The 13789-nt window shown below is 55.4% G+C and carries 10 protein-coding genes and 1 pseudogene; 6 read left to right on the top strand and 5 right to left on the bottom strand.

Features of this window, described 5'->3' with window-relative positions:
- The first annotated feature begins 769 nt into the window (after nt 1-769).
- The 3 genes and pseudogenes from J2Y56_RS25575 to J2Y56_RS25565 form a co-directional block, all read left to right on the top strand.
- Nucleotides 770-958, top strand: a complete 189-nt coding sequence (locus J2Y56_RS25575) for a hypothetical protein (protein WP_007947472.1) — start codon at nt 770-772, stop codon at nt 956-958.
- A gap of 364 nt (nt 959-1322) precedes the next feature.
- Entirely contained in the window at nt 1323-2705 is a 1383-nt protein-coding gene (locus tag J2Y56_RS25570) for a DUF1254 domain-containing protein (RefSeq protein WP_310353443.1), read from the top strand.
- Between the two features lie 184 nt (nt 2706-2889).
- Nucleotides 2890-3084: pseudogene (locus tag J2Y56_RS25565) on the top strand (transposase); the annotation flags it as partial.
- Nucleotides 3085-3345: 261 nt separating this feature from the next.
- Here J2Y56_RS25565 and J2Y56_RS25560 read toward each other — a convergent pair.
- Complete coding sequence (locus J2Y56_RS25560) at nt 3346-4188, bottom strand: nitrilase family protein (RefSeq protein ID WP_310353440.1); 843 nt, start codon at nt 4186-4188, stop codon at nt 3346-3348.
- A complete protein-coding gene (locus J2Y56_RS25555; protein WP_007947476.1) occupies nt 4185-5684 on the bottom strand; it encodes a cytosine permease in 1500 nt (499 codons plus the stop codon). The genes J2Y56_RS25560 and J2Y56_RS25555 overlap by 4 nt, the downstream gene beginning before the upstream one ends.
- Before the next feature lie 146 nt (nt 5685-5830).
- On the opposite strand from J2Y56_RS25555, the gene J2Y56_RS25550 reads away from it, so the two are divergent.
- The 3 genes from J2Y56_RS25550 to J2Y56_RS25540 all read left to right on the top strand — a co-directional run bounded on the left by J2Y56_RS25550 (nt 5831) and on the right by J2Y56_RS25540 (nt 10841).
- Complete coding sequence (locus J2Y56_RS25550) at nt 5831-6733, top strand: LysR family transcriptional regulator (RefSeq protein WP_007947477.1); 903 nt, start codon at nt 5831-5833, stop codon at nt 6731-6733.
- 221 nt (nt 6734-6954) lie between these two features.
- Nucleotides 6955-9810, top strand: a complete 2856-nt coding sequence (locus J2Y56_RS25545) for an MFS transporter (RefSeq protein WP_310353436.1) — start codon at nt 6955-6957, stop codon at nt 9808-9810.
- A gap of 17 nt (nt 9811-9827) precedes the next feature.
- On the top strand, nt 9828-10841 hold the full coding sequence (locus tag J2Y56_RS25540) for an ABC transporter substrate-binding protein (RefSeq protein ID WP_310353433.1): 1014 nt from the start codon (nt 9828-9830) through the stop codon (nt 10839-10841).
- Nucleotides 10842-10969: 128 nt separating this feature from the next.
- Here the strand turns inward: J2Y56_RS25540 and J2Y56_RS25535 are convergent, their stop codons facing one another.
- The 3 genes from J2Y56_RS25535 to ggt form a co-directional block, all read right to left on the bottom strand.
- A complete protein-coding gene (locus J2Y56_RS25535) occupies nt 10970-11149 on the bottom strand; it encodes a hypothetical protein (protein WP_007947480.1) in 180 nt (59 codons plus the stop codon).
- Between the two features lie 171 nt (nt 11150-11320).
- Complete coding sequence (locus J2Y56_RS25530) at nt 11321-11854, bottom strand: cysteine hydrolase family protein (RefSeq protein WP_310353428.1); 534 nt, start codon at nt 11852-11854, stop codon at nt 11321-11323.
- Nucleotides 11855-11922: 68 nt separating this feature from the next.
- On the bottom strand, nt 11923-13650 hold the full coding sequence (gene ggt / locus J2Y56_RS25525) for a gamma-glutamyltransferase (RefSeq protein WP_007947483.1): 1728 nt from the start codon (nt 13648-13650) through the stop codon (nt 11923-11925).
- Nucleotides 13651-13789: the final 139 nt, after the last annotated feature.

Below are 13789 nucleotides of genomic sequence, written 5' to 3'. Positions count from 1 at the left end.
AGGTTTTTTGCAGCTTATTTGTCCGTCACTCTAACCATCGCATGGGGTGTCGCCGAGGCATCACCCTGGATCGCCTCTCATATCCTCATGAAGTGGATGCTTTAGCGCATCATTGATCGTCCACTGGAACCTGGTACTGAGCATGACCAGCATCGAAGATCAGTTGACGCAGGCGTATTCGGCAAGCGCACTTTGAAGAGTTTCAGAATTCAGTCGTTCGCATTCTGCATTGGCCTCAATTCGTGTCGAATAGCAGATTTTTAACCTGCACTTACCTTCATTGTCGTAGATGTCGAAATCGATAGGGGCCGTCGTGCAATAAAAGCGTGTCCCACAGCGCGTTGATCCAGTTTCCTTTGGTATCGAGGGAACGACAACGAATCTCGCCATTATGGTTTTTCCCTGTATTGCCCGCCTGTCATGTACTAAAGGAATAGCGGCTACTAGCCACTAGATCAAGTGATCACCTTGAGAATCCGATGAGCAGTTGGGTGGTGTGAGCCCCCCGCCCCCTATACCCCAAGCTATTCGCAACAAAAACCTGAGAGAGCCTTGCGCGACTGTCCCCCCTTCTGGAATGCACACCTTTTTGAATATGGAGAACAAAGAAAAAACTGAATTTTTTATCTTCCTTTCAAATAGTCAGCTATGACTCAAGAACAGGTAGGGGCTATTGCGCATCAAATCATAAGCGACATCAAGAGCGCGAAGGTTAAGTATCCCTGGCACGGCGGTGATTTGTAGTAGATCTCGATCGAGGGTTGACGGCATGGCGCACTCACTTCACTACCAGATCGGTGAATCCATCCGCACCATCGAGGCCGAGGTGGGGAAGCTGCACGATTTAGCGGCAACGCTCAAAAACTCAGGAAATAATGAGTTGGCGTGGGCAATCTCGCAGCAGGCACAAAAGCTTATTGAGGCGGCAGTAGGGCTAAGAATGGCTATGGCTGGATGAGACATTCATCAAGGGCAGGTCGGGCGTCAGATTGGACGGCGATACTGCGTCAGACACCTAGTAATGTCTTGAAAAGCTGCCGGCATCTCGGCAGCGCTTTTTGAATTGCCGCATATACTGACCGAGCAATCCGGGTTTGCCATCCATGTCGTATTCTCCTCGCACAGTGTCGCGTTCGGAGTGACATCTTCGGACAAGACAAAGACTTACAGGAAGACAAAAGGCGAGATGCGTTATCAGGTCGTGAACAGCGCGACCCTTCATATTGCCTCATTAATGGTTAGTTGATCGATTCACTACCCGATTCAAGGAATGGAGAAGCAGGTTTATGAAAAACCCACTACCGAGAGCCATTGGCTGTGCAATGTTATTGCTCACCTCTTTTACATCGACCCTCACCCACGCAACGGACATCACTCCCGCCGAAACGAAAGCCATCGCCGAGGAAGGCTACATTTACGGTCTGCCCATCGTGATGAACTACGCAATCATGTACGACTACGCGGTGGACAAGAACTCGAGCCAGTTCAAGGCGCCGTTCAACCAGATTGATAGCCTGCATCACGTTGCTACCTACCAGGACACGGCCATCATCTCGCCGAACAGCGACACGCCCTATTCCCTGATGTTCATGGACGTGCGTAGCGAGCCTATCGTGCTCTCGGTGCCAGCGGTAGAGAAACCGCGCTACTACTCGGTGCAGCTCATCGACGGCAATACTTACAACTTCGGTTACATCGGCAACCGTACCACCGGCAATGAAGCCGGCGATTACATGGTGGTCGGCCCCGAATGGAAAGGAGTGACTCCGCCGGGCATCAAGAAGGTGTTTCATTCCCGCACGCAACTGCCCTTCGCGATTTATCGAACCCAGCTGTTCAATCCAACTGATATGTCGAACGTCGAAAAGATCCAGTCCGGCTACAAGGCACAACCGCTTTCCGCCTATCTCAAGCAACCCGCACCGCCTGCCGCGCCGCCGATTGATTTCCCGAAGATCGACAAAGACCTGGTGAAGACTGATTTCTTCAAGTACCTGGGCTTTGCCTTGCAGCTCGATCCCGCCGCACCGGATGAAGTGGCGATCCGCGAGAAGCTTGCCCGAATCGGCGTAGGGAAGGATTTTAACTTCCAGGCTCTATCGGCCGAGCAGAAGGCCGCCATCGTTCAGGGCATGCAGGCCGGGCATGCGAAGGTCGAGGATGGGATCAAGAATCTCGGCACGAAGATCAACGGCTGGAACATTACCGGTGCCGGTGGCAACAGTGCCTTTTATAACGGCGACTGGCTGAAGCGCGCTGCCGTCGCGCAAGCGGGCATCTACGCCAACGATGCCGATGAAGCCACGTATCCGATAACCAGTACCTTACCCAATGGCGAGCCACTCGACGGCAGCAAGCACAACTACACGCTCACCTTTCCTGCCGGGCAACTCCCGCCAGTCAATGCCTTCTGGTCGGTGACGATGTACGACGGCAAGTCGCAATTACTGATCAAAAATCCGATCAATCGCTACCTCATCAACGCACCAATGCTACCCGACATGAAGAAGAACACCGACGGTTCGCTGACGCTGTACATCCAGAAGGATTCACCTGGCACAGACAAGGAAAGCAACTGGCTGCCTGCACCGAATGATCTGATCTACATGGTGATGCGCCTGTATTGGCCGAAGACGGAAACACCTTCCATCCTGCCTCCTGGCAAAGGGACGTGGAGTCCACCGCAGATCGTCAAAGTTACATGACCCGCTAACAACCGTATCCAGCGGACGGCTCTGGTAAGCCGCCGCTGGCCGGAGCATCAGATTGTTACAGCCGATCAAAGAATGGCCAATAACCGCGCTAGTAATGAGTAATCGCTAAGCTTGAATCGCGTCAACTTCGTCCAAAGTTTCTTAAATCGACAAAAAGGGGATGGATTTATTATTCAACGCTATCGAGAGCATCAATGCCCAATTGCGCAAGATCATCAAGACAAGAGGACACTTTCCAACCGACGATGCCGCGACGAAGTTAATCTGGCTGGCGTTGCAAAATATCACCGCCAATTGGGGCAAACCGGCACATGACTGGAAGAACGCCATGAATCAGTTCGCGGTCTTGTACGGAGATCGATTCATCAGGCGACAAAAAGGACACAAAAAGGGGACGGATTTATTATTCCGTCACCTTTTGGGAAATAAATCCGACCCCTTTTTCTCTGTTTTAGTTCGGGGGGCCAACGGCCCCCCAAAGCCATGACGTGGGAAGCTGGAAGCAGCCACACACTACGTTTGCATGGCTTAAAGAGTTCACAATGGCAGCTTTTCACCCGAGGCAAATTGATCAACACGCACCTCACCAGACTGCTCTGTGTAGATGTAACCAAAAAAAATCTCCCTACCGCTATCCCCCCCCAATCAGCCCATACAACCCCTCCCGCCGATCCCCATGCAAATCATTGCGCGCGCTAATCCGCTTATTCCTTGCCTCCCCAAGATTCAACGTCGCCAACAAAATCCGCTCCCCACCCTGCTCCACCGGCCCCGCCAGCGGATACCCATCCGCATCAACAATCACCGAACCCTGCACCCAACCCACTCCCCGCTCATGCCCATGTCGATCACAAGCAGCAATAAACATCCGATTCACCGAAGCATTCGCCTGAACCCGCACCACTTCTGCCGGACGCTCAGTCGGCGGCCGTGGCCCATCCGGCCAGTTAACCGGCGCACAAAGCAAATCCGCGCCGGCCAGTGCCGGAAGCCGCACCCATTCAGGAAATTCCAGGTCGTAGCAAATCAACATCCCAATTCGCCCATGCACCGTTTCCACCACCGGCGGCGCCGCGTTGCCAGCGCTGAAGATTTCGCTCTCGGCATCCCACAGGTGGGCTTTGCGGTACACAGCACGCAACCCTTGGGCATCGATCATCGCCGCACTGTTGGCCAGCTCATCACCCTCCAGTCGCTCGCAAAAACCGCCGACCACAACAATGTTCAGTTCGCGGGCGAGTGCTGCCCACAGGCGCAACGTTGGTCCTTCAACCGTTTCCGACAACGACAACGCTTCACTACGGTCATTGAACACATACCCGCTCTGCACCAGTTCAGGCAGCACCACAATCTGCGCGCCTTGATGGGCCGCGGAACGAATGGCGCGTTCGGTGAGTGTGCGGTTGAACGCGAGGTCGCCGATTTTCGGTGCCACCTGGCAACAGGCGACCACGGTGTTTTTGGCAGTGTTCAACGCACCTCCTCCGCAGTCGGTTTGGTCATGGCAATGATGTCGCTCTCGGTAATCGCGTCGATGATCCGCCGTTCGGACGCGAGGTCGAGCGAGCGGCTGAGGAGGTAGTACGTCAGGCCCGAGACCAACAATCCCACCAGCCAGGCGATGTCCACGCCTTCGAGCATGCGCGCCAGTGGGCCGACGAATACTTCTTTGTTGGCGGCGGCATCGAATATGTAGAAGAACGGCACCATTGCGGCGAAGCCGATCAGGTACGAGACGATGCCGCGAAATTGCCAGGCGCCGTAGATGCCGTTCGGGGTGAAGAAGTGCGGGATCGCGTAGCGGCCTTTGCGCACGAAGAAGTAGTCCACCAGGTTGACGGCGGTCCAGGGCACGAGGAAGTAGAGCAGCAGCACGAGGAAGGTGTTCAGCAGCGCGATGCCGTCGCCTTTGATCGACAGCACGCAGGTCAGCAGGATCACGCTGATCGCGATGATGGACAGGATTCGGGCGCGGGGTGACGGGGTGATTTTTTTGATCGAGTCGACGCCGGTGAGCAGGGTCAGCATGGCGCTGTAGGTGTTGAGCGCGATGATCGGCAGGAAGCCCGCCACCGAGACGATCACCAACACATTGCCCAGCCCCGGAATCATCGAAGAGCCGACCTGGTTCAACGCCACCAGCGCATCCACCGCTTTCAACTGCTGCGCCAGCCAGGCACCGAGGCCGATCATCCAGCCGCCGGACAACGAGGCGCCGATGAACACGGCAGCGATCAGTTTTGGCCGGCTGGTGTTTTTTGGCAGGTAACGGGAATAGTCGGACACGTAAGGCGCATAGGAAATGTTGTAGCTGGCGCCGATGGCGAACAAGGTGGCGAACGCAATCCAGCTGAAGCCGAGATCAGTCGCCGGGGTGACACCCTCTTGGCCTGCGCCGAACATCAGGGCGATCGTGACCAACGCATACAGCGGCAACGTGGCCAGCAACGCCCATTTGAAGGCTTTGTGCATCAGGTCATGGCCGTAGATCGACAGCAGCGCACCGATCAGCACCACCGCCACCGCGACTATCGCCGGGTCGATGCCGAACACATGTTCGAGGCCGTTCATGATCAGCGAGATGTTCACCACGTTGAAACCGACGAACACAAACATCGTCGCCATCAAGGCCAGGATCACCCCGCGATAACCGAACTGGGCGCGAGACTGGATCATTTGCGGCAGGCCCATCTCCGGACCTTGCGAACCGTGGAAGGCCATGAAAATGGTGCCGAACATAATGCCCAGCGCACCGGCCAGCATCGTCCACATCGCCGACAAACCGAGACTTGGGCCGACAAAGCCGATAGAGATGGTGAAGAAGTGAAAGTTGCCCAGAAACCAGAAAGGGCCCTGGCTGCTGAGTTTGGCGTGACGTTCGTTTTCCGGAATGTAATCGATCGAGTGGCCTTCGATGGCCAACCCGCTGCTCGCTTCGAAGGCGTGCGCAGACTGTGAGGACCCTGACATACGAATGTTCCTATGCTGGTAATTGTTGTTTTTATGGGCAAAGCGCCGGTTTCATTGCAATGTAGGGCGTTGGTCAGGGCGATTAAATATCGCAGGCGCACTGTTTACATAGACCCGCGTCTATGTGGCGAACCTCGGAGGCACTCATGCTGGGCGCTGTATCGGAACTGGATCTGCGTTTGATCCGGGTCTTTCTGACTGTCGTTGAGGCGGGCGGAATCTCGGCCGCGCAGACGGCGCTCAATACCACGCAACCTACCATCAGCGCGCAATTGGCGACGCTGGAAGCGCGGGTCGGATTTCGCTTGTGCGAGCGTGGGCGCGGCGGGTTTTCGGTGACGCCCAAGGGTGGGCAGTTTGTCGATGCGGCGCGGCGTTTACTGGCGGCGGCCGAGGGCTTTCGGGTCGAAGTGCAGCACATCAATCGCAAGGTATCGGGCAACATCAACATCGGCTTGCTCGGTCAAATCGATCCGTCCGCCAACAAGCACATCGCCCTGGCCATTGCTCGGTTGCGCTCACGACATGAGGGGTTGTACTTCCACTTCACCGAACTGTCGTCTTCGTTGCTGGAAGAGAAAATCATCAACGGCCACATCGATCTGGCCATCGGTTACTTCTGGCACCGCTTACCCAACATCGATTACTACCCCTTGTTCCAGGAAACCCAAATCGCCTACTGCGCACCGGCGCACCCGCTGTTCGACCACGTGGGTGCGCTGAGCCGCGATGACGTGCGCAATTACGATTGGGTCTGGCCCAGCCACCCCTTGCCGGAAATGCCCGCGCCCACTTCCATCGAGCGTTTGACTGTGCTCACCGACAGCATGGACGGCGCCGCCCTGCTCATTCTGTCGGGGCAGCATTTGGGTTTTTTGCCACAGCACTACGCGGCCAAACATGAACAGTTGGGGCAGTTGCATCCGCTGAATCCGGAGCAGTTGCGCTATGAGGTCGGATTCCATGCGGCGGTTCGACATTCGGCGCGGCAACGGGAGGTGGTGAGTGCGTTCCTGGTGGAGTTGATTGAGATTTTTGCAGCTGGGTGAGTTCACAAGCAGCCGAATGGCGGCTTCGAGGCTGGCAGGCGGTACATCAGCATCGGCTTGCTGGTGCTGACGGCGATTGTCTGGTCCTGCGCGGGATACTGATCGGTCGGAAAAAGCCCAGTGCCCAGTTACTGCTAGGCTGTGTATCACCTGATCGTTTTGGAAGTTTGTCAGGCTGGTAGTGGGGTTTTTCAAAGGCCTGCTAGGGGAGTGTGAAGGTAATGCGAAACCTCAGTTTGCATCTAAGGTGTTGGATCGCATTAACCGTCACCATTGCAACGGTACTTACCATCCTGGCGGTACTGGTAATTCTCCAGCACGACGCCATGCTTTCACATTTGACACGCCAAAGGCTATCGGTTGTGGCCGAGGCAACTGCTGCACCGTTTCGTGATGTGGCGGCCATGGGGCTTCCAATCACATCAGTGCGCAACGCTGAAGGCCTGCTCAGTCGCGCCAAGGAAACGGATCCTGATATTTCCGCCATCGAATTGTTGAGCGCATCCGGGGATATTATTAAGTCCACCGGTGAGAAGCTTGACAGCGAACTTGCAGATGAACTGTCGCATGCGCAGGTATTGAATAAGGATGGCAAGTGGGACCTTGAAGACACTGATTCGGTGGCCAGTGGGCGATCCATAGTGAATGAATCGGGCACTCTACTTGGCAGCGTCGTTGCGATTTATCCAAAAAAGGAGCTGCAAGACCGATCGGCACACATTCGCAAAGACATCACACTGGCCGCCGTTGCCTTGCTGGCCATCTTTTCTGCTCTTTCCTTTCTGTTGTTCAGGTTGAAACTACTTGGCGCTATCGGCGGCGTCATTTCCCTGCAGGCGGGACTCAAGGACACCTCAGGCGAAGCGTCTGCGGCACATTCAGATGTTTCAAACAAGAACCCTACAGGAGAAGACTATGGCTTTTTGACACAGGAAGTCATCACACTTCACAACGATCTCATAGGCGCATCGAAGCAGTACAAGGCTGCAATGAAGGAGATGGGCTATTGCGCTGCAGAGACCATAACGCCAGCGTCACCCTTTTCAAATCCGGAATTACTCAATACTCAGTTGATCGCAATACCGCAAACCGTGCTCGATCGAAACGCCGCACGCCAAATCTTGCCCTGGGCGGCTGCCTTGGTGATCGGCCCGGCACTGTTGCTGGGCGTGGTGGCGTATATAAGCGTCGGTCAATCCTTTCATCCAGAGCTTGTCAAACGTACCCAACTCATCGGCACGATAGCCGATGCAACCATGCAGCGCACCGTCAACGCAGGTGTGCCGATTGAAAGCATGGTGGGCGGGACCGAATACTTCCGACACCTCCTCGCTGAGTTTCCGGAAATTTCTTACTTCGGCGTGTCCACTGACTACCCAATCATTGAAGTAGGAGAAGATCAACACACCGCAAGCACCCTCAACCGTGCTCTGAGCAATACCCATAAACTTCCGATTTATCTCAATGGCAAGGTCGTTGGAACCGTCACAACGCAATCCAATTCAGCCTATATCGCAGAGCTGTTCAAAAGTGTCGCTCTGGATCTTGGTGTGATTATTATCGTGATAGTGCTACTGGCACTTGAATTAATTGCGGTCATGATGAGTGTGTCTCTCACGGCACCTCTGAACAGGCTTCACTACATTGTTGCGCTACAAGCCGCAGGAAATTTTTCGACCTGCATAGCTTCTTTGAGCAGGGATGTGGTCGACCAGGTGAGTACCTGCCTCTCCGAGCGTGCAAAAGCTCTCCATGCCATGTTTCAGCGTGCACGGCTGGCTGCCGTAAATGGCACACCCCCCTTGGCTGAAACCGTCGATTTGAATTCAATCGGCAAAGCGTTCGGCCTTCACGATATTGGCCCACGCTGGATTCGTTTTTGCAGCCTTATCGATGTGCGTCTCGCATTATTTCTATTCGCCGCCGCCGATGAAATGGAGACGTCTTTTTTTTCCATATTCGTCAAGTCTGCACACAATCCGATACCTTGGTTGAGCGAGGGTGCGGTCACCAGTCTGCCGCTTACGGCATACCTTATTGCGGTGCTGACCGTGACACCGTTTGTTCGTCCACTTTCAGAACGTTTCGGCCACCGCAGACTTTTCCTGGTGGCCGCCGCAGCGACGGTAATCGCAAAGCTCGGTATGTGCGTTGCCGGAAATGTCCCGGCGATCACTTTTTTTAACCTGATGTGCGGCGCGGGATATGCATTTGCGTCTTTGGCCTGCCAGGATTACGTACTGGACGTAGCGCACAAGGACGAGCGTGCACGCTCGTTAGGTTTATTCTCCGCGGCTATGTTTGGCGGTATTTTTGCTGGCTCTGCGCTAGGTGGCATCCTCGCCGATCGGCTCGGATATTCAGCGGTATTTGTCATTAGTGCCGCGCTGATTCTGGTTTCCGGAGCACTCATCTATTGGCAACTTCCCCACCAGCGCCACGTTGACAGCCGCAAGACAGATAGACCGAGGCGATCAAGTAAGGATGTCTTCGCGACTTTTCGAAATCCGCGTTTTGCAAGCCTTGCATTTGGCATCATCGCGCCTCAGGCAATTTTGGATATGGTGTTCATCTCGTATTTGCTCTCACTACTAATGGAGTCGCTTGGAGCCAGCGCAGCGGACATTGGTCGATTACTCATGATCTATTTCTTGATGATCATTATTTCCGGCTCGCTGTACGGAAAACTGGCCGAACGTGGCGTTAGTGCCCGCAACATTGTGCTTCCGGGTTCTTTTATAGGAGGTACCTCGTTGCTCGTTGCCGCCACCTGGCCAAGTATAGGGATGATGGGGTTCGCGATGATTGGCGCGGGCGTTGGCCATGGCTTGGTACGAGGTCCCCAGACTGCAATGGTCATGGATGTTGCCGAAACTTCGCTGGCCCATTTAGGCACCAATTCTGCGATTGCTGCCGCGCGCATCACCGAACGGAGCGCAAGCATTGTGGCGCTAGTCTGCATTGCCACTGCTGCCGACTACATTGGCTATGTCGGGGCCGTTTACACCATCGCAATCCTCGTGCTGTCCGGAGCGCTTCTATACCTGTCAGCATCAAACCCAAGTCGTGATAGTTAAATCAGAAGGGAACATTTATGACTGGCTATAGAAGGGTGTGTACGGCACTACTGCTTATGGGCTTTGTGGGGACTGTTGCGCCTCCGTTCGTGAATGCAGCCGCAAAGAAGACGATCATGATGGTGGCTTGGCTAGGCTGCGAAGACGTTTGTAAAGGGGTAAAGGAATACATCGCAGAGAACAATATCGATGCGGAAATTCTTGTTCGTGACGCCTCGCAAGACAAGAGCAAACTGCCTGCGTTTGCAGCAGAGGCCCGCGCGTTGAATGTCGATGCCGTGATTACCTGGGGCACTAAAGCAACGCTGGGGATGATCGGCACTCTCAATGATCATGACCCCGGATTTTTGGTTGATATCCCGGTTATTTTTACCGTGGTTGCCGATCCGGTTGGCAACCACATCATTCAAAGCTATGAAAACACAGGAAGACCTAACGTCACCGGGACTCGCAATCGCGTGCCAGAAGCAGTAAACATAAAAAGCATTCAACGGTATATGCCTGGTTTCAGTCACCTGGGCATGATCTACGATACCAGCGAGCCCAATTCCGTGAGCAAGGTTGCGGAAATGCAGTCCCTCACCGATCAACTCAAGATCAAGTTCGATGCCTTGCCTCTTGATAAGGGCGTTGATGGCACACCGACGGCCGAGTCGATTGCCACGAATATGGCGCAATTGAAGGCCAAAGGGGTTCAGTGGGTGTATTTGGGCTCAAGTACGTTCCTGGAAAAGCAGGGAAAAATCTTCACAGAGTCCGCGGTGGAAAATGGCATTGCGGTACTGAGCCCTTACGAGCACCTCGTGAGTGAATCCCAGGCTTTGATGTCTGTTGCCGCACGCGATTTCGACGTCGGAAAACTGGCTGCCAAGCAAGCCGTCCGGATCGTCGTAGAGGGGAAAAAGCCAAGCGACTTGCCTGTGCTTGCGATCGATCAGTTTGCCTACATAGTCAATATGACGGTGGCAAAAAAGCTTCAACTCTATCCGCCAGTGGATTTTCTGCAGTTTGTAGAAAAGGTTGAAAACTAGCGCCGCATTGTCGTAATCAAACCGGTTCTGTAGTCAGATGCGGATTCAGCCGAGGACAGGACGTCGATTCGGGCCACCGAGCAGTGAATCAGGGGACGACAACATATCTGTCCCCTTTCAGACCTTTTTCAGACCTGTTCTTCAAGCACGCCAAAGCGCAGGTCGTTGGTCACGTAATCCGCAGGGAAGACATCCTGATCAAGCTGGAACAGCTCTTTGTGCTGCTGCGAACTCTCGTTGAGTGGGCCGTCGAGACTCACGCCTGTCAGCTCGGCGAGAAGTTCGCCAATCAGTTTTTCTACGCTCATTTTATTGTTCTCTTAACGACTGAAGGTGAGTGCGGTCGAGCCGCCGAATTGCGGGGCTTGCAGCGCAGTTCGTAAGGAGAATTTAATAGGCGCGGACGTTATCAATTTTTCAATCGGCGACAGCGCTTTTTCATTTCATGACAATTTATGTCCGTTGATCCGGCAGTGGATTCAGATGCGGATTTGTCCCGCTGGCATGACATCGATCCGCGCAACCGAACCGGTCAGGTGCGCCAGGTCCTTGTTGTGCTCGGCGATGATCTCCTCGGCGCTGAGGCTGCCGTTGTCGACGGTGGAATGCGCGTCCGCCGCCAGCACCACGTCGTAGCCCAGTATCAGTGCCTGGCGCACGGTCGCGTTGACGCAGTAGTCGGTTTGCAGTCCACAGATGATCAAGCGCTCGATTTCTTCTCTCTGCAGCAGTTTTTGCAGTTTGGTCTGGTAGAACGAATCCGGTGTGGTTTTACGTACGCGAATATCCTCGGGCTCGGTCTCCAGCCCTTTAGCCAATTGCCAGCCGGCGGTGTCGTGCACCAAAGGACCGTTCACTTCTTCGTGCTGGATGAACACGACCGGCACCCCGGCTATCCGGGCCCGGATGCTCATGTGGTTGATGTTCTCGATGACACGGTTGATCTCAAAGCACTCCTCCTCGCCAGCGCATAGCGCCTGCTGGACGTCGATGATTAACAGTGCTGTGGCCATGATTCGCTCCTTGAACAATCAGTGAATCAGGGGACGAAAACAGCGCCGTCCCCTTTCCAACTCAAGCGTTAGTAGCCGAGCGACAGCCCGGTGTTGCGACGGGGATCGTTGGCGCCGTAGAAGCGGTTTTTGCCGACCGGTTTTCCTTCCAGTGAAGGCGCGCCGACCAGGATCGCCGCCACGTGGTTGGCATCCTGTGGCCCGGCGAATTTATGCCCCCAGCTTTCGAGGATCTTCACCGTGTCCGGGCTGGTGGTGAAGGTCTCCAGGTTGGTTTCTTCCGGCAACCACTGCTGGTGGAAACGCGGTGCGTCCACCGCTTCCTGGATGTTCATGCCGTAGTCGATGACGTTGAGCATGGTCAGCAAGGTGGCGGTGATGATGCGGCTGCCGCCGGGAGTGCCGACAACCATCACGACTTTGCCGTCCTTGGTGACGATGGTCGGGCTCATCGACGACAGCGGTGCTTTACCGGGGGCGATGGCGTTGGCCTCCCCTTGCACCAGGCCGTACATGTTCGGTACACCGATTTTCGCAGTGAAGTCGTCCATTTCGTCGTTGAGGATGACCCCGGTTTTGCTGGCCATGACACCGGCGCCAAACCAGTCGTTGAGGGTGTAGGTCACCGACACCGCGTTGCCCCATTTATCGACGATGGAGTAGTGCGTGGTGTTGCTGCCTTCATGGGGCGCTACGCCAGGTTTGATCTCGCTGGACACGCCGGCCTTTTGCGGCTTGATCGCTGCGCGCAGTTGGGTGGCGTAGTTTTTATCCAGCAGGTGGGCGATCGGGTTTTTCACAAAATCCGGGTCGCCGAGGTAGCTGTTGCGGTCCACATAGGCGTGGCGCATGGCTTCGATCTGATAGTGCATGCCTTGGGCCGAGTGGTAGCCCAGGTCTTTGATCGGGTAGCCTTCGAGGATGTTCATGATCTCGCAGATCACCACCCCGCCGGAGCTTGGCGGCGGTGCCGAGACTACGTGGTAGCCACGGTAATCGCACTCGATCGGCGCCAGCTCGCGGGTTTTGTATTTGTCTAGGTCGGCCTGGACGATGATGCCTTTGTTGGCCTGGCTGGACGTGACGATGGCGTCGGCGACCCAGCCTTTATAGAAGCCGTCGGAGCCCTTTTCGGAAATTTCCCGCAGGGTCTTGCCCAGATCCTTCTGCACCAGTTTTTGACCGACCTGCATCGGCTCGCCGTTGCTCAGGAAAATCGCGCCTGAGTCCTTTATGTCTTTCTTGAACACGTCGGTGGCGTAGTCCAGCAATTCGACATCACCCTGCTCCAGCACAAACCCGTCTTCAGCCAGTTTGATCGCCGGGGCGATCACCTCCTTGCGTGGTTTGGTGCCGTACTTGCTCAGGGCCAGTTCCATGCCGGACACGGTCCCCGGTACACCGACGGCCAGGTGGCCACGGGTGCTGAGGTCCGGGACAACATTGCCTTCCTTATCGAGGTACATGTTGGCGGTGGCGGCCAGCGGGGCTTTTTCACGGAAATCGAGGAAGGTCTTGCGCCCGTCCGCCAACTGAATGGTCATGAAACCGCCGCCCCCCAGGTTGCCCGCCGCGGGGTACACCACCGCCAGCGCGTAACCCACTGCGACGGCGGCATCGACGGCGTTGCCGCCGTTCTTGAGCACATCGACCCCCACTTGGGAGGCCAGATGCTGGGCGGTGACCACCATGCCGTTTTCGGCCGCGACGGGGGCAACGGAGGCTGCGTGGGCGGTCAGGCAGCTGAGCGCCAATGAAGTCGCGATGAGCGATTTGGCAAAAGGTTCGTACTTCATGAGTCGTTCTCTTTTTTTGTTTTCAGGCTCTGTGAAAAACAGAGTGATCGGTTCAAAAGCACAGGCAAGTATGGTCGCGATTGCGTATTGCGCCTCCCGGTCGAGGCAGTATGCTGAGCCTCTGTTCAGCCCTTCTGCG

This window comes from Pseudomonas sp. BE134 (genome assembly GCF_031456105.1).
GTDB lineage: Bacteria > Pseudomonadota > Gammaproteobacteria > Pseudomonadales > Pseudomonadaceae > Aquipseudomonas.
The sequence above is the reverse complement of the archived record's forward strand: the minus strand, read 5'-3'. Positions and strand labels throughout refer to the sequence as shown.